Annotated in this window: 5 protein-coding genes; all 5 read left to right on the plus strand. The window is 68.1% G+C overall.

The genetic code is table 11. The annotated features are described in order from the left end of the window. The first annotated feature begins 45 nt into the window (after positions 1-45). Positions 46-13,698, plus strand: a complete 13,653-nt coding sequence (locus tag VPH40_RS26905; RefSeq protein WP_328574954.1) for a filamentous haemagglutinin family protein — start codon at positions 46-48, stop codon at positions 13,696-13,698. Between the two features lie 146 nt (positions 13,699-13,844). Next, a complete protein-coding gene (locus VPH40_RS26910; RefSeq protein ID WP_328574955.1) occupies positions 13,845-15,482 on the plus strand; it encodes a ShlB/FhaC/HecB family hemolysin secretion/activation protein in 1,638 nt (545 codons plus the stop codon). Positions 15,483-15,538: 56 nt separating this feature from the next. After that, positions 15,539-17,329 carry a DUF2341 domain-containing protein gene (locus VPH40_RS26915; protein ID WP_328574956.1) on the plus strand — a complete coding sequence of 597 codons (1,791 nt, stop codon included), beginning with the start codon at positions 15,539-15,541 and terminating at the stop codon, positions 17,327-17,329. 13 nt (positions 17,330-17,342) lie between these two features. After that, positions 17,343-17,753, plus strand: a complete 411-nt coding sequence (locus VPH40_RS26920) for an ExbD/TolR family protein (RefSeq protein ID WP_034753784.1) — start codon at positions 17,343-17,345, stop codon at positions 17,751-17,753. Between the two features lie 10 nt (positions 17,754-17,763). Continuing rightward, positions 17,764-18,480 (plus strand): energy transducer TonB family protein, encoded by a 717-nt coding sequence (locus VPH40_RS26925; RefSeq protein ID WP_328574957.1) that lies wholly within the window; start codon positions 17,764-17,766, stop codon positions 18,478-18,480.

Below are 18,480 nucleotides of genomic sequence, written 5' to 3' on the forward strand. Positions count from 1 at the left end.
CTCGCGATATCGGTCAGCAACGGAACATGAAAAGGGAATGTCGCCATGCAGCGAAGCAAGTCGGTCACGAAACACGCATCCTCCTCCGCCATGGCGGGCAACCGGACCGGGCGCCCGGTACGCCTGAAACCGCTGGCGCTGGCCATCGCCGTGCTGCTGCAGGCGGGCGGCGCGCAGGCGCAGCAGCCGTTCAGCGGCGCCTGGTTTGCCGGCAAGGGCGCGCAGCAGGGCACGGCCGCGGCCACGGGACGCTTGCCGAATGGCCAGCCAGCCACCTCGCTGAACAATCCTTTGCTGCAGCAGCAGAAGGCGGAAGGCAAGCTGCAGCAATCACTGAATAACCTGTTGCTGGCCGCGCGCGGCATCGCCGCCGAGCAGGCGGTGCAGGCAGCCGCGCGCCAGGCGGCGCTGGCGGCGGGCGGCGCTCCCGATGGCCTGGTCAAGGGCGGCTTGCAGGTCGACAGCAACAGCCTGACGGCCGGCTGGCTCAACGCCCAGGGACCGGTGCAGAGCCAGGCCGACGGCAAGACCGTCGTGAAGGTCGTGCAGACGGACGACAAGGCGATACTGAACTGGGAAAGTTTTAACGTCGGCAAGAACACCACCCTGCAATTCGACCAGAAATCGAACTGGTCCGTATTGAACCGGGTCAATGATCCGCTGGCGCGCCCCAGCCAGATCCAGGGCCAGATCAAGGCCGATGGCACGGTGATGATCGTCAACCGCAACGGCATCGTGTTTACGGGCAGCAGCCAGGTCGATACGCGCAATCTGGCGGCCGCCGCCATGGGCATGAGCGACAGCCAGTTCAAGAGCGGCCTGTACGGCAAGGCGCAGGGCACGGGCGCCGTGCCGACCTTTGCGAATGACTTGTTGCTGGACCAGAATACCTTCAAGCATGGCAAGGCCGAGGCCGATGTCGTCGTCGCCGCCGGCGCGCGCATCGACACGCGCAAGCCGCAGACGGTGACGGAAGGCGGCGGCTATGTGCTGCTGGCCGGCCGCGGCGTCCACAACGCGGGCGCCATCACCACGCCGAACGGCCAGACTACGCTGGCCGCCGGCGACGCCATCGTCGTGCGCCCGGGCCAGGGCACGGACAAGAACCAGTATTCGAGCACGCGCGGCAATGAAGTCGGGATGCTGCGCGCGGCCGGCAGCGACGCCGGCGCCGTCGTCAACAGCGGCTTGATCCAGTCGGCCGGTGGCGACATCACGCTGAGCGGCAACACGCTGCGCCAGGACGGCGTGCTGCTGTCGAGCACCTCCGTCAACGGACGCGGCGCCATCCACCTGGCGGCGGCGGGCGACGACGCCAAGGTCACCATGGGCCGCGGCAGCGTCAGCGCCATTGTTATCGACGATAACGGCGCCACGGCGCTCGATGTGCAGCGCGACACCCTGCTGAAAGACACGGGCAAGGGAACGGACACGCCGCTGGACCGGCGCGACCAGTCGCTGGTGCGCATCGTTTCGGCCGGCAACGTGGAGTTCGAAGGCGATTCGCTGACCCTTGCCACGGGCGGCCAGGTGCTGGTCGACGCGGCCCGCCGCAGCCACGTGGCGCGCGATGCCGCCATCGACGTCTCCGGCGCCGTCGGCGTGAAGGTCGACATGAGCAGCAACAATGTGCTGATCAACGTGCAGGGCAACGAGCAGCGCGACGCGCCCGGCAGCCGCGACGCCAAATACCTGAACAACAGCGATGTGTGGGTCGACCGCCGCGACCTGGTGCTGGTGCCGGCCGGCACGAATGGCTATGCCACGGACCGCTGGTACACGGCCGGCGGCTTGCTGGAAGTGAGCGGCTACCTGAACACCAGCGGCCACGGCATCGGTGAATGGGCGGCCCAGGGCGGCACTGTCGGCTTTGGCGGCGGCGAAGTGGTGACGCAGGCCGGTTCGCGCATCAATATCGCCGGCGGCTCGCTGGACGTGCAGACGGGCATGGTCAAGCAGACGTGGCTGAAGGGCGCCGATGGCGCGATGTACAAGCTCAGCACGGCGCCGGGCGACAATCTGTACACGGGTCTGTACCGCGGCTATGAAAGCACGCATGCGCGCTGGGGCGCGAATACGACGGAAACCTATGCGAATGCCCTGATCGGCCCGCGCGAACGCCTGGAAAACGGCTATACGGTGGGCCGCGATGCGGGCCGCCTGATCGTTTCCACGGGCGCGGCCGTGCTGGAAGGCGATATCGACACGTCCGTGTTCCAGGGCGAGCGCCAGCAGCGCAAGCGCGATGACGGCGTGGATGGCTACAAGCAGGCGCAGACGGCGGCGGCGCGCGCCGGCCAACTGATCGTCGGCAAAATGACACCCGTCTTCGATACCAAGACGGGCCAGATGCGCGACAGCCCGCAAGCCGTGCTGGACAAGGTGCAAATCGGCAAGGTGGCCGGCATCGCCGATGGCCAACTGCTGGACGCCGCCTTGCCGGCCGCGCGCAGCCAGACCTTGCAGCTCGACGCCGACTGGCTCAACGGGCTGGAATTGGGCGTGCTGAATATCTATGCCTACGACAAGCTCGACGTCAATGCCGACGTGCGCGTGGCCGATGGCGGCGACATCGCCCTGCACGCCACCGACGTGGCCCTGAAAGCGAACGTGAGCGCGCGCGGCGGCAGCATCGCCGCCGGCGACATCGTCTCGCGCTACCTGGCGAATGCGGGCGCGGTATGGGCCGATGGCAAGCTCGTGCCGGACAACCGTCCCACGGGCACGGCCGGCGTGCGCGTGGCGCCCGGCGTGCGCCTCGATGCGCGCGGCCTGTGGAGCAACCTAGAACTCGATCCCGGCGCCGGCGCCGGTTTGCCGTATATCAATGGCGGCAAGGTCAGCCTGAAAAGCTCGGGCGGCATCGACCTGACGGGCGGCAGCGTCATCGACGTCTCGTCCGGCGCGGCCCTGATGGGCAATGGCAGCCTGCAGGGCGGGCGCGGCGGCGACATCACCCTGGCGGTCGATCTGCCGACGGAGAAGGCGCCGACGGGCGCCATGCTCAAGCTCGATGGCGAATTGCGCGGCCATGGCGTGAAAGGCGGCGGACGCCTGGTGATCGACAGCGGCGCGGCCGTCAGCATCGGCGGCCAACTGCTCGAAGGCGATGTGTTGCCAGGCGGCAGCAGTTCGCCGTTGGCCCTGCGCCTGGCCGATGAATTGCTGATCGCCAAGGGCGAGACGATTCCCCTGGCTTTCACCTTGACCACCAGCGTGATCAAGCCGGGCCAGGCCTTGAGCAAACCCGTGGTGGTGGATGTGTCGGTGCAAAAACCGCTGGTGCTGGGGGCCGACCTGCTGTTGCCGCCTGGCGCGCACGTCGTCATCAACAACGCGACGTATGTATGGGAGGGTTCCATCGTGCCAGCCGGCAGCGTGCTGACGGTCATCAATGGCCTGAATGCCGGCTTCGTGGTGTCGGCGGCTGCCTTTCCGCAGGGCTTGCCTATCGTACCGGTGACGACGAAGTACGCGGCGGGCAGCATCGCCACCGAAGAATTGCGCGCGCCGCCTGGTCTGGTGCTGCCGGCCGGCATCGTGCTGGGGCGCGACGCGGCCGTCAAGCCGCTGCTGGCGCTGGACGCGAGCCTGTTCCGGAGCGGTTTTGCCGACTACGCCATCACGGGCCGCGATGGCGTCGCGGTGGTCAAGGATGCGCATATTGACGTCACCATGCCCGTGCTGCATTTCAATCCCGCCACGGGCCATACGGTAGCGGGCGGCACCGATCCTGGCGCCGCGCTGGAACTGTGGACGCCGGAGCTGTACCAGGAAGATGCGCGCAAGGCCCGCCTGACGCAGCGCGCCGGCGCCAACCTGTCGCTGACGGCCGGCAGTCCGCACGTGAAGGGCGCCCTGGCGGTGGCCCAGGGCGCCGTCATCCAGGTCGATCCGGGCCGCCAGATCAGCCTGACGGGCAATGACCAGATCACCGTCGATGGGCGGCTCGACGCCTGGGGCGGCAAGATCGCCATCCTGCCAGGCACGTTTGGCACGGGCAATGATGTGGACTTGCCGAACGGCAAGGGACAAACCACGTCGATCTGGATCGGCGACAAGGCCGTGCTCGATGTCGCTGGCCGCGCCACGGTCGCCACCGACATGCGCGGCGGCCGCTATGGCCGTGCGGACCAGGGCGGCAGCATCGAAATCGGCGCCCGCTACAAGGCTGACGCTGCCAGCGTCGACGCAGCCGATGCCTTTGTCGTCGTGCGTCCGGGCGCCCTGCTCGACGCCAGCGGCGCGCAAGCCGCACTGGACTTGCCGAACCAGGGCGCCGTCAACGTGGCTGGCAATGGCGGCTTGATTTCGCTCAGTTCGTACAATGGCATCTTTGCCGACGGCACCCTGCGCGCCGCGGCCGGTGGCGCCGGTGCGGCCGGCGGCACCCTGGCGCTGGCGCTGGACACGCCCAATTATGGCAAGGTCGACCGCTACAACTTGCAAGGCGGCAACGTGGACAACGCGGTGCGCGTGCCGCGCGAAATGCTGCTGGCGCAGGCGCAGGGCGAAAGTGCCTTGCCCGTCGACTTGCGCGCCGGCCAGCAGGATGCGGCGCTGCGCTATGGCAGCGCGCGCCTGGGCGTCGACCGCGTGCAGGCGGGCGGCTTCGACAACCTTGCCCTGCATGTGAATGGCATGCTCAGTTTTGACGGCGACGTCAACCTGTCGCTGGGCCAGAGCCTGCGCCTGAGCGCCACCTCGCTGGGGCTGGCGCAGCAGCCTTTGCCCGATGGCCAGGACAAGGCGGCCAGCCTTGCCAGCCAGGTGCGCTTGGCGGCACCGTACGTGCGCCTGGGCACGGCCGTGCGTGCCCAGAAGGACGATTACATCGTGCCCAATGCCGTGAAAGGCTCGAAAAACCTGGGCAGGGGACGGGGCATGCTGGGCGTGCCGCTGGTGGCCGAGGATTCCCTGCTGCAGATCGATGCGGGCATGCTCGATATCGCGGGCGAGGTCAACATGGGTACGCGCGGCACCATCGCGCAGAGCAGCGGCGCCGACCTGGTGGTCGAACGCGATGCCTTCGAGCAGCTGACCCTCAACAGCCGCGGCGACATGCGCCTGTCGAACAGCGCCGCCCTGTACCAGCCGGGCAATGCCACCCTGGTGGCCGCGCAAATCTACCCGGCCACGGGCGACAGCGGCATGGTCACGGTGGGCCAGAAGAGCGCCATCGACGAATACGGCATTATCCGCGTCACGCTCGATCCGCTGCGCACGCTCGATATCGGGCGCAGCGCCGGCAGCGCCACGCCGAACCAGCCGTTCTCCGTGTTTGGCAGCCTGAGCCTGGTTGCCCCCACCATCAACCAGCATGGCGTGCTGCGCGCGCCGCTGGGCCAGATCAATCTGGGCGCCGAAGGCTATGAAGCCTACACGGGCCATGTCAACCTGTTGCCGGGCAGCCTGACGTCCGTCAGCGCGAAAGGCTTGACGATGCCGTACGGCGGCACGCTCGATGGCCTCAGCTACCTGTATGACGGCAACGACGTCGTGTTCAAGGGCGTGGGCAAGGGTCCCGAGATCGCCTTGACGGGCGCCGCCGTCGACGTGCAAGCCGGCGCCGTGCTCGACCTGTCGGGCGGCGGCACCTTGACGGGCGCGGCCTTCCTGGCCGGACGCGGCGGCTCCACCGACGCGCGCCTCAATCCGCTGGTGCAGATGAAGCCGAACGGCGGCTTCACCCTGCCCGGCCTGAATACCAACCCCGTGTACGCCATCATTCCCGGCGTACAGCCGGACGTGGCGCCTTTGACGGCCGAGCAAGGCGCGGGCAAGCCCGCCGTGGGACGCCAGATCACCATCGGCGCGGGCGTGCCCGGCCTGGCGGCCGGCACCTACACCTTGCTGCCATCGACTTTTGCCCTGCTGCCCGGTGCATTCCGCGTGGAATTGAATGGCCCGGCCGGCGCCGTCGAGACAGGCGGCACGATCGCCATGCGCAATGGCTCGTTTGCCACCGCGGCGCAGACGGGCGTGGCGGGCACGGCGTTCCGCGACGTGGTGGCGCAGCAAGCCATCCTGACGCCGGCCGACGTGCTGCGCAGCTATTCGCAATACAATGAAACGGGCTATGCCGCCTTTGCCGTGGCGCAGGCCACGCGCGACGGCGTGCCGCGCGCCATGCTCGAACGCGACGCCAAGGGCGTGCGGCTGCAACTGATCGCTCCATCCCTGCACAGCGTCGAGAACAACCATACGCCATTGATGATGGATGGCAGCACCCTGTACGCGCCGGCCGAGGGCGGCTTCGGCGGCTCCCTGCTGCTGGGCACGGGCAACCATGCATCGACCCGCTACGAAGTGCTGGCCGACGGCACGGCGCCGCTGGCCGATTTCAATGGCGTCTCCGTGCACGCGTCGCAGATCAATGCCTTCGGCGCCCAGCGCGTGGGCATCGGCGGCTTGCCGCGCGTGACCTACAGCGAATTTGGCACGGGCAGCAACCAGCGCGCCAATATCGCCGCCATCAACGAATCGGCGGGCGGCATCGTGCTGCGCGACGGCGCCGTGCTGAAGGCGGCCGAAGTGTTCCTGGTGACGGCGAGAAAAGACGACGGCATCATCCTCGAGCAGGGTTCCGGCATCAATACGCTGGGCCGCGGCAAGGCGGCCTGGGACTCGCGCGACGGCTATGTGTACCTGCCCATGGGCAGCGTGCTGGCCGTCTCGAACGGCTGGCTGGACATGCTGCCGGCCGCAGCGCCGTCGTCCGAATCGTATGGCCCCGGCATCATCGACATCGGCGCCTGCAGGAAGGCGGACGGCGCCTGTGGCGGCGGCACCTCGCTGTATTCCGAGGGTACCATCGCCGCCGTGACGGAGCGCGCGTTCACCCTGCGCGACAACGTGCGCTATGGCACGCGCAACCTGGTGCTGGCGATGGGGGCGATCAATGTCGGCAGCGAGGCGTCCCTGGCGGACGCCAGCGCCCGCGGCGCTCTGCCGGACGGCCTGGCGCTGAACCAGGGCGTGCTCGACCGCCTGCTGCGCGGCGACACCAGCACGGGTGCGCCGGCGCTGGAAAGCCTGGGCTTGACGGCGCGCAATTCCTTCAACTTCTATGATTCGTCGCAGCTGTCGACCATCGATGCGGCCACGGGCAAGTCGTCGCTGTCGCGCCTGGTGCTCAATACGCCCGCCATCTACGGCTACGGCGGCGCGGACGCGCTGGCGCGCATCCACACGGACACCCTCGTGTGGCAGGGCGCGACGAACGCGCCCGGCGCCGTGGTTGCCAATGGCCCCGGCACGGGCAGCGGCCGTCTGCAGGTCGATGCCAAGCGCATCGAGTTCGGCTTCACGCCGGACAGCCGTCCCGACACCATCCACAAGCTGGACCGCCTGGTGCTGGGCTTCGGCCAGGTGGCGCTCAACGCCAGCGAACAGCTGACGGCCAACAACAAGGGCAGCCTGTCCGTCTACCAGTCGCAAAGCGCGTGGGATACGGCCACCAATGGCTACCGCTACAGCGGCGGCGATTTGCTGATCAACACGCCGCTGCTGACGGGCGCGGCCGGCTCCGTCAACCGTATTACGGCGGGCGGCGACCTGAAGGTGAGCGCACCGGCAGGCGCGGCCGCCGCCACGCCGACGAATGCGGCACTGGCCGGCGCCTTGGGCGCCGAAGTGGCGCTCAGCGGCAACAATGTCAGCGTGGATACGTCGGTGGTCTTGCCGAGCGGAAAATTGACCCTGTCGGCCGAGCGCGATGTGCTGCTGGGCGACAAGGCCAAGCTGGACCTGGCGGGGCGCAAGATCGATTTCTACGACACCAGCAAATACAGCTGGGGCGGCGACGTGATCCTCGACAGCCGCGAAGGCGATGTGCGCCAGGCGGCCGCCTCCGTGATCGACGTGTCGGCCGTGAACAACCGCGCCGGCAAGCTCAGCGCGACAGCCACCGGTGACGCTGCCGGCAGCGTCGATTTGCGCGGCACCTTGCTGGGCGGCGCCAGCGGCAGCTATGACGCGGGCGGCACCCAGGTGCTGTACGCGGCCGGTGGTGCGGAGATCCGCGCCCAGCAGGTCGGCGACTTCGCCGGCCTGAACCAGCGTTTGAACACGGGCAAGGTATTCGGCAGCCGCAGCTTCCAGCTCAAGCAGGGCAATTTGACCATCGGCGACGAGCTCAAGGCGCGCGAAGTGAGCGTCTCCGTCGACGGCGGCAGCCTGACGGTGCATGGCCGCATCGACGCCAGCGGCGAACAGGTGGGCAGCATCCGCCTGGCCGGCCGCGACGGCGTCACCATCCAGTCCGGCGCCGTGCTCGATGCGCACGGCACGGTGCTGCGCACGGACAGCTATGGCCAGGTGATCGAGGCGCCGAACCGCGCCGTGATCGAACTGGCGTCGCCTGGCGGCCGCTTGACCCTGGAAAACGGCGCGCGCTTCGATCTGCGCAGTGGCGAGGCAGGCAAAGGCGGCGGCAACTATGGCAGCATCGACCTGAACGCGCGCCGCCTCGGTGGCGCCACGGGCGACGACATCGACATCGATGCGGCAGGCGCGCTGAACATCGCCGGTGCGCGCACCGTCAACGTCAACGCCTTCTGGCAATACAAGGATGCCCCGGCCGGCACGGGCAAGGACGCGGATGGCCGCAGCTACCAGAGCATCAACCAGGCTTACCTGGACGGGAAGCACGGGGACAGCCAGACCTTCATGGTCAATGCGCTGGCGAACGGCAACTTGATGAACAACAAATTGCGCGGCTTGCGCGGCGATGCGAACGCCTTCCACCTGCGTCCCGGCGTCGAGATCGTCAGCGCCACGCCGGGCGGCGACCTGCATATCGATGGCGACATCGACCTGTCCGGCCACCGCTACGACGGCGTCAATCCGCTGGCGCGCCTGAGCGGCGTGTACGGCTCGGGCGAGGCCGGTGCGCTGGTAGTGCGCGCCGGTGGCAAGCTCAGCGTCTTTGGCAGCATCACCGATGGTTTCGATACCAGCAAGCTGCCCGTCACGGTGGATGACAAGGGCTGGCAGCTGGTGAAAGGCCGGCTGCCGTGGGGCGGCGAGGTCGTCGTGCCGCAAGCGGGCCTGGTGACCCTGGCCGAGGACACGTATTTCAAATCGGGCACGAGCGTCAATTTTGCCGTGCCGATGAAAGCCATGGAGTTGCGCAGCGGCACCTTGCTGGCGGCGCGCGCCACCTTGACGGCGGAGTTGAACTTGCCAGCAGGCAGCGTGCTGGGCGGTGCTGTGCGCAATGCCGACGGCAGCGTGCTGTACGCGGCCGGCACCGTCTTGCCCAAGGCGCTGACCTTATCGAGCGGCATGCAGCTCGATGCCGGCCTGCGCCTGCCTGGCGCGGCCAAGGTGGCGGCCATGGTGTGGCCGGCGAATGTGGCCTTGCCCTTCCCGGAAGGCCAACCGCGCGACACGGGCGATAGCGTCAATTCCATCAATGGCGTGGTGCTGGCCTCCGCGCTGGCGCTGGACAAGGGCAGCGTGCTGCCAGCCGGCACGCTGGTCAAGCTGCCTGGCGACGCGACCATGGTGGCGCTGCGCAGCGAGGATGGCAGCGGCAGCCAGGGCCGCAACCTGGCGCTGGCGCCCATGCTGGCCCAGGGTTCGCAAGCGTGGTCGCTGCGCCTGGTGGGCGGCGCCGATACGGCCGCGGCCGATACGCGCGCGCTGCGGCCGCATGCGAAGGACGCCCATCTGATGCTGGCCGATACGCATTACGGCATGGGGGAAAAGACGTCGGTCAAGCCGGGTACGGGTTTGCCGGGCAAATATATCTTCAGTGAACAAGCCATCAGCGAGGGCATGCCGGAAGGCGAGGTTGATATCGAGACGTGGTTTGGCAGCGAAGAGTTCATGCTGGAGTACTATGCCCATTATGTGATCAAGGTGGCGGACGGCACGCCGCCCGAATATGTGACCAATGTGGAACCGGCGCGCCAGCCCCTGTTCAGTGTGCTGCGCACGGGCACGGGCGACCTCGACTTGCTGGCCGCGGGCGACTTCGACATGCGTTCGCTGTATGGCGTTTACACGGCGGGCACGCAGTCGGCCTCGCCGCTGGTCGATGGCAAGGATCTGTTCAACTTGCCGCGCGGCCTGAACGCCAAGGGCCAGCTGCTCGGCGCCCTGGGCGACAAGCTGACGCGCTTCGTCGATGGCGGCAGCGAGAGCCTGTACCGCGCCTGGTATCCCGAGCACGGCGGCAATCTGCTGCTGCGCGCCCAGGGCGACGTCAAGGGCGATACCCTGGGCACCTCCACGCAACGCCGCGAAGATGCCATCGGCTTCCTCAACGCGCAGCAGGACACCAGCGATATCGGCAGCTGGCTGTGGCGCCAGGGCAGCGGCAGCACGGGCGCGGGCGTGCCGACGGCGTGGTGGATCAATTTCGGCACCTACGTCGCGCGCCCCGAAGGTCCCGACCTGTTTGCCGGTTTGCCGGTGCTGTCGGGCTTTACGGGCATCGGCACCCTGGGCGGCGGCAATGTGCTGCTGCAGGCGGGCGGCGACGCCGGCATGCTGACCTCGCGTGCCGACCCGGCCGGCGAATTCGCGCCGCGCAGCCAGGGCCTGAACGTGGCCGTGGGCAGCACGGGCAGGGTGACGCCGGACGGCAAGCTGCTGCTGACGGGCGGGGGCGACCTCGACATCCGCATCGGCGGCGGCCTCAATCCGGTCGCCGCGGTGCGCAGTTTCGACCGCAACGGAGACTTCGCGAATGTCGATACGCGCTTCGAGCGCCAGTATCCCACGCTCAACAGTACCTTCACCAACCTGCGTGGCGCGCTGCGCATGGAGGCGGGCGCCGTGGGCGGCGTCGAACTGCGTTTCGACCGCGCCGATCCGACGGAATCGCGGCCGTACGAAACCTACACGGCGGGCACGTCCATCGCCAGCGGCGGGCCTATCCTGGTGCCGGGCGACAGCGGCGTGCGCATCGATGCGCGCGGCGACCTGGTGCTGGGCGGCACGGCCGATGCGGGCCGCGTGAAGCAGCTGGGCAACGGTTCGCCGTTCAACTACCAGGGCGTGGCGCGCACCGGCGAAGGCTGGAGCTGGTTCTCGCTGTGGACGCCGGCCACGGCCATCGACCTGTTCAGCGCGGGCGGCAACTTGACGCCCACCTCGTCCTGGATCAATTCGACGATCGGCGACAACCACGCGCCGACGGACGGGCGCTTCGTCATGCCGTCCGTGCTGCGCGCCGTGGCCGCCAGCGGCAGCTTGTACTACGGCAATGCCAGCCTGGGCAGGCTGGGTGGTGATGGCGGCAAGGTGGACATGCCGCAAAACGGCGTGATCCTGGCGCCGTCGCCGGTGGCGCCGCAATTTGTCAGGACGGGCACGGGCCAGCTGGAAATGCTGGCCGCCGACTCCATCCATGCGGCCGGTTATCCGATCACGCCATCGGGCGCCGACCCGCGCATGCTGCCGAATCCGTTCAATCCGGGCTTCGTCGGCGCCCTGGACAAGGTCTGGTTCGGCCTGCTGCCGCTGCATAACGTCAGCGCCGATGCGCTGGCGCCCGGTGCGCTGAAATGGTTCGGCTCGACCCCGAACGGTGCCAGCGATGCCGGGCAACAACTGTATCCGTTGTTCAGCATGACGCCGCCGACGGTGTCCGACTATGTGCCGGCAGGCCAGCTGCCCGCGCACTTCTATGCCAGCAGCGGCGACATCGTCGGTCTGCGCACGGGCGGCATCGTGTACCGGGGCAACCTGAAGGGCGTCAGCGGCGCCCTGGGGCTGTGGTACGAGGGCGGCGGCGCCGTGGCCGTGCGCGCCGGACGCGATATCGTCAACTCGGGCACGCCGCTCGGCAGCGTCGAGGGCGTGCCGGACGGCGCGGCCGGATGGACCAGCCAGGGCTTTGTCGGCCGGCCGGACTATCCGGACAAGCCGGTCGTCACCGGCAGCTCGACGGCGCGCGGCAACCTGTTCGTGCACCGCCATGCCGATGACGTTTCTGTCGTCAGCGCCGGGCGCGATATCCGCTACAGCACCTTCTATGTGGCGGGACCGGGCCAGCTCAATGTGAGCGCCGGACGCGACCTGTATATGGCCGACAAGGGCGAGCTGCGCAGCCTCGGTTCCATCGTCAGCACCGGTCCCGGCGAGCGCGGCAATGGCGCCGGCATCAGCGTGGCCGCCGGCGTGGGCCGCAACGGCCCCGACTACGCGGCCTTCGCGGCGCGCTACCTGGACCCGGCCAAGCTGGCCGACCCGGGCCGTCCGCTGGCCGACCAGGCCGGCAGCGCCGTGTACGTCTACGGCGGCAAGCTGACCCTGGCCGACTGGCTGCGCGGCCAGTTCGGCTACAAAGGCGACGAGGCAGGCGCTGCCGCCTTCCTCAGCACGAAGCAGGCGGAACTGGAAAAGGCCGGCTCGCAAACGGGCGGCGTGCGGCGCGACCTGGCGCGCGAATACGCGCAGGTCAGCCAGCTGCACCTGGTGAACTGGCTGACGACGCGCTTTGGCGGCGACAGCGGCCTGGGTATCCGTTACGACCCGGCCACCGATGCGCGCAGCTTCTTTGCCGCCTTGCCGAAGGAACAGCAGCAGGTGTACCTGAGCAATGTCTACTTTGCCGAACTGAAGGCGGCCGGGCGCGAGTACAACGATCCGGACGGCGTGCGCCGCGGCAGCTACCTGCGCGGCCGCGAAGCCATCGCCACCCTCTTCCCGACGCAGGACAAGGCGGGCAAGAAGATCGAGTACAAGGGCGACCTGACGATGTTCAGCAGCGCTCTGTACACGGTCAACGACTACGCAGGCATCTATACCAAGCGGCCCGTCGCGGGCGTGCGCTACCTGAGTCCGCAGGAGTGGGCCGAGGCGGGGCGTCCGACCGTCAACGTGCCGCACGTGATCGTCAACGATGCCGGCATCCACACGGATTTCGGCGGCGATATCGGCATCGCGGTGCCGGGCGGGCGCGCGCTGATCGGCGTCGACGGCGGCTATGCGCCGGGCGAAGGCTCGGGCGTGCTGACGCAGGGGGCGGGCGAGATCCAGATGTATGCGAAAGACAGCATCCTGCTGGGCCAGAGCCGCATCTTCACCACATTCGGCGGCAACATCCTGGCCTGGTCGGCCACGGGCGACATCAATGCGGGCCGCGGCACCAAGTCCACCGTCGTTTACACGCCGCAGCGCCGCACCTACGACAGCATCGGCCTCGTCAGCCTGTCGCCGAGCACGCCGACGACGGGCGCCGGCATCGCCACCCTGAACCCGATCCCGGAGGTGCCGCCCGGCGACATCGACCTGATCGCCCCGCTGGGCACCATCGACGCGGGCGAGGCGGGCATCCGCGTCTCGGGTAACGTCAACCTGGCGGCCTTGCAGGTGGTCAACGCGGAAAACATCCAGGTGCAGGGCAAGGCCACGGGCATGCCCGTGATCGCCTCGGTGAACGTGGGGGCGCTCAGCAATGCCAGCGCGGCCGCCACGCAAGCTGTGACGGCGGCGCAGGACGTGCTGCAGCGCGAACGGGCTGCCACGCGCCAGGCGCAGCCGTCGCTGTTCACGGTGAAGGTGCTGGGCTTTGGCAACGAGCAGGCGGACGAAGCCGGTGTTGGCAAGCACACGGGCGGCGAACCGCAGGCGTCCAGCTACCAGCCGGCCGGCGTGGTGCAGGTGCTGGGGGCGGGGCCGTTGACGGCGCCGCAGCTGCAGGCGCTCACGCCGAACGAGCGGCGCGGTTTGCAGCCTTGAGCGGAGTTTTATGAACATTTGATGACATTCGGCAGTCGCCGCGCGCGGCGGCTGTCTAGGCATCAGTAGATCAGCATTAGCAACAAAAATACGCCGGCCCAGCGCCGCAACACAGGGCAACCGTTTGATTTTAAGGTGAATGGAAGATGCGTGAAATGACAACCAAGGGCAGGGGCGTGCCGCCAGCGGCGCCTGCAACCGCCTTGACGATGCTGTGCCTGGCCATGCTGGCGCTGCCCGGCATGGCGCGCGCGCAGGACGCGGTCCCGGCGGCCGCTCCTGTGGCCGCGCCGGAACGGCAGGTGACGATCGAGGAATACCTGGTGCGCGGCAATACCGTGCTCAATGCGCGTGCCATCGAAGAGGCGGTGACGCCCTTCCTGGGGCCGGGCCGCACCCTGAAGGACGTGGAAGGGGCGCGCGACGCCCTCGTTGCGGCATATCAAGCCCGCGGCTACCAGTCCGTCTACGTGGACTTGCCGGAGCAGCAGGTGGAGCAGGGCGTGGTGGTGCTGCAGGTGAGCGAAACGAAGGTGGGACGCTTGCGCGTCGTCGGCGCGCAATACAACTCGCCGCTCGACGTGCGCCAGCAAGTGCCGGCCCTGACGGAAGGCAAGGTGCCCGACTTCACGCAGGCGCAAGTGGAGCTGACGGCCCTGAACCGCGGTCCCAAGCGCCAGGTGATGCCGCTGGTCAAGCAGGGCAGCCTGCCCGGCACCATGGACGTGGACTTGAAGGTCGAGGACAGCAGCCCGTGGCGCGCCAGCGTCGGCTTGAACAACGATTACAGCGCCGATACCAAGAAGCTACGCAGCAGCATGTCGGTCGGTCACGACAATCTGTGGCAGATGGGACATAGCGCCACCATCAGCTTTTTCGGCACGCCGGGCGACCTGAGCCAGACCAAGGTGTGGTCCGCCTCGTACGTGGCACCGATCGGCACGCAGGGCTGGAGCGTGGAAGCGACCGGCTACCAGTCGAACAGCAACGTGGCCAGCACGGGCGGCACCAGCGTGCTGGGCAAGGGCCACGCGCTGGGCATGAAAGTCAACTACACGGTGCCCAACAGCGGCATCTGGTGGCACAGCTTTTCTGCCGGCATCGATTTCAAGGATAACCAGGAAGCCTTGAAGCTCAATGGCACGGGCAGCAATATTCCGCTCAAGTACGTGCCCCTGAGCGTGTCGTATAACGGCTTTGCGCAGACGGATGCGGCGACCTACGGCCTGGGCCTGTCGCTGGTGGCCGGCACGCGCGCCGCGTTCGGCTACGGCAGCGACAGCGCCGCCTACGACAACAAGCGCTACAAGGCTTCGCCCAGCTTCCTCGTGCTGAAGGGCGACGCCAACGCCACCTACACCCTGGGCAGCGGCGCGCAGCTGCACGGGCGCATGTCGGGCCAGCTGGCCGACGCGGCGCTCGTGTCGGGCGAGCAGATGGCCGCCGGCGGCGCCAATTCCGTGCGCGGCTATCTGTCGGCCGAAGCGACGGGCGACTATGGCGTCTCGGGCACCGTCGAATGGCGCACGCCCCAGCTGACGTATTTCAGCCGCCTGGAAAACTGGCGCCTGTTTGCCTTTGCCGATGGCGCGCGCCTGCGTCTGCGCGATCCGATGATCGAGCAGAAAGACCTGTTCGGCCTGGCCTCCGTGGGCGTGGGCAGCAGCTTCCAGTTCCTGCGCTACCTGAATGGCCGCATCGATTTCGCTTACCCGCTGCGCGATGGCCCGCGCACGCACAAACACGTGCGCCGCATCAATTTCAACCTGTCGGCCAGCTACTGACGGGCCAGCTCACCAGCACTGCACTTTTTTAGACTTTTCTTCGGAGAATCACTGTCATGCAATGTTTTCGACGTCTCTTATTCCTGCTCACGATCCTGGGCACGCTCGTTCCCGGCCTGGCGCATGCCTGGTGGCAGCCCGACTGGGCTTACCGCAAACCCGTCACCGTCGACGCCGGCCCGAAGGCGGGCGCCGTGGGCGGCGATCCCGGCCGCATTCCCGTGCTGCTGCGCTTGCATTCTGGTAACTTCAACTTCGAAGGCGTCAGCGACAACGGCGCCGACCTGCGCTTCGTGGCGGGCGACGACAAGACGGTGCTGAACCACCAGATCGAACAGTTCAACCCGCTCCTGGGCATCGCCCTGATCTGGGTCGACGTACCGGCCCTGACGGCCGGCACGCCGCAGCAGCTGTGGATGTACTACGGCAATCCGAAGGCGCCCGCTTCCGGCAACGGCCAGCGCACCTTCGACCCCGATTACAGCCTCGTGTACCACTTCACCGAGCCTGGCGTGCCTTCGCGCGACAGCACCGCCTACGGCAACCATGCCCAGACGGCCGTGCCGGCGCTGGACGGTTCCGTCATCGGCGCCGGCGCCCGCCTGGGTACGGCACCGCTGATGCTGCCTGCCTCGCCTTCGCTGGCGCTGGCCGCCGGCGCGCCCTTCACCTTTTCCGCCTGGGTGCGTCCCGACAACCTGGGCCCGCAGCAAGTGCTGTATGCGCGCCGCGATGGCGCCAACGAATTGCTGATCGGCGTCGACCAGGGCGTGCCTTTCGTGCAGGTGAATGGCCAGCGCAGCAAGCCCGGCCAACCGATCCAGGCTGCGCAATGGTCGCACCTGGCTGTGAAAGCCGATAAAGCCAACGTGGCCCTGTACGTGGGCGGCCGTCCGGCCGTGTCGCTGGCCACCGCGCTGCCAGCCTTCACCGGCGCCGCGTCGGTGGGCGCCGATGCGGCGCCGGTCGCTTCCGGCACCGCCACCCTGAACAACTTCACGGGCGCCATCGACGAGCTGCGCCTGTCGCGCACGGCCCGTCCCGACGCCCTGCTGCTGGCCGACGCCGTCTCGCAAGGTTCCGAATCGCGCCTGGCCGTGTTTGGCGCCGACGAACAGCAGGCCGGCAAGAGCCATTTCGGCTTCATCATCGCCGCCATGCCGCTCGACGCGTGGATCGTCGTCGGCGTGCTGGGCCTGATGATGGTCTTGTCGTGGATCATCATGATCGGCAAGGGCCGCAGCTATGGCGCCATCTCGCGCGCCAATGCGCAATTCATGCAGTCGTTCCACGAAGCGGCCGGCGCGCCGCTGGACCACCTGGCGCGCAACGGCAAGCTGAGCACTTCCGTGAAGACGGATTCCTCGCTGTGGCGCCTGTATGACGTGGCCATCGACGAGATGCGCCGCCGCCACGACCGCGGCTACGACTTGAACGCCGTGTCCAACGCGACGATCGGCGCCATCCGCGCCGCCATGGATGGCGTGATGGTGCGCGAAAGCGAGCGCATGTCGAAACGCATGATCTGGCTCTCGACCACCATCGAAGGCGCGCCGTACGTCGGCCTGTTCGGCACCGTGATCGGCATCATGCTGGTGTTCGTCGTGGCGGCCATGGCCGGCGCCGTGGACATCAACTCGGTGGCGCCGGGCATGGCGGCGGCGCTGTTGTGTACGGCTGCGGGCCTGGGCGTGGCGATTCCCGCCCTGTTCGGCTACAACTGGCTGTCGTCGCGTTCTGACGCCATCGTCGCCGATATGGCCGTCTTCGTCGACGAATTCGCCACGCGTCTGGCTGAAGAGCAGGGCGATGGACGCCAGATGCGTCCCGTGCTGCAACAGGCGTGAGGGGCGCATAACCATGGCCACCTCCGCCAAGTTTACCCCCCGCAAGCGTAGCGGCGGCATCAACATCACGCCCTTCGTCGACGTGCTGCTGGTGGTGCTGGTGATCTTCATCCTGACCAGCAATGCCAGCATTCCCGGCATCAAGGTCGACCTGCCCAAGGCCAGTTCGGCCATGGCGCTGGAAAAACCGAAGACCAAGGCCATCACCATCGACAACGCGGGCCAGGTCTTCCTCGACGCCTATCCCGTCACCTTGCCCGAGCTGGAAGAGCGCTTGCGCACGGAAAAGGCCCTGACGCCCGACTTCCCCGTGATCGTGCGCGGTGATGCCGCCGTGCAATACGCGAAAGTGGTCGAAGTGCTGGACTTGCTGCGCCGCATAGACCTGAACCAGGTGGGCCTGGTGACCGGCAAGCCGGCATGAGGAGCGCAAGGTGAAGCGTGACGACATGATGAAGATGGCTGCCTCGGAACCGTCGGGCGCGGCGCAGTGGTGGCGCCGCTGGGGCGGCGTGGCCGGCGGCGCGCTGCTGGCCGGTGCGCTGGCCGCGCTGGTCTGGTATTTGCTGTCGGACACGGCCGCGACCAAGCGCGAAGTGGCGGCCCCGCCGATGCTGATGCTGCCCCCTCCGCCGCCACCGCCGCCGGAACCGGAAAAACTGCCGGAACCGACGCCCGACAAGGTGGTGCCGGAAGTGTCGGAGCCGGAACCGACGCCGGCCGACAAGCCCATGGATGACGCGCCGGAAAGCCCGTCGCCGGACAAGGGCGACCCAGTCACCATCGATGGCGCGGCGCAGGCCGGCAGCGACGCCTTCGGCATCCAGGCCGGACGCGGCGGCGGCATGACGGGCGGTGGCGGTGGCGGCGGACTCGGCGCGGGATCGTATGGCCGCTATGTCGCCAACGCGCTGCAGCTGGCCTTTGCCCGCGATCCGCGCACGCGCCAGCTGGCGTTTGCCGATATCCGCGTCGACCTGTGGCTCGATACGGAAGGCAGGACGACGAAAGTGCAGCTGGTGCAAGGCACGGGCAATGCGCAGACGGATGAGCAAGTGCTGGCCATGGTGCGCGACTTCCGCGCCGACGAGCGGCCGCCGGTGTCCCTGCGTTTCCCGGCCCGCGTTTCCATTAAAGGCCGCCGGCCATAG

Origin of the sequence: Janthinobacterium sp. P210005 (genome assembly GCF_036231865.1) — a bacterium.
GTDB classification, from domain to species: Bacteria; Pseudomonadota; Gammaproteobacteria; order Burkholderiales; family Burkholderiaceae_D; genus Janthinobacterium; species Janthinobacterium kumbetense.

Bases quoted from the DNA above. Each gene is read 5' to 3' on its own strand.
- VPH40_RS26905 (WP_328574954.1), top strand. From the start codon at position 46: ATGCAGCGAAGCAAGTCGGTCACGAAACACGCATCCTCCTCCGCCATG.
- VPH40_RS26910 (WP_328574955.1), top strand. From the start codon at position 13,845: ATGCGTGAAATGACAACCAAGGGCAGGGGCGTGCCGCCAGCGGCGCCT.
- VPH40_RS26915 (WP_328574956.1), top strand. From the start codon at position 15,539: ATGCAATGTTTTCGACGTCTCTTATTCCTGCTCACGATCCTGGGCACG.
- VPH40_RS26920 (WP_034753784.1), top strand. From the start codon at position 17,343: ATGGCCACCTCCGCCAAGTTTACCCCCCGCAAGCGTAGCGGCGGCATC.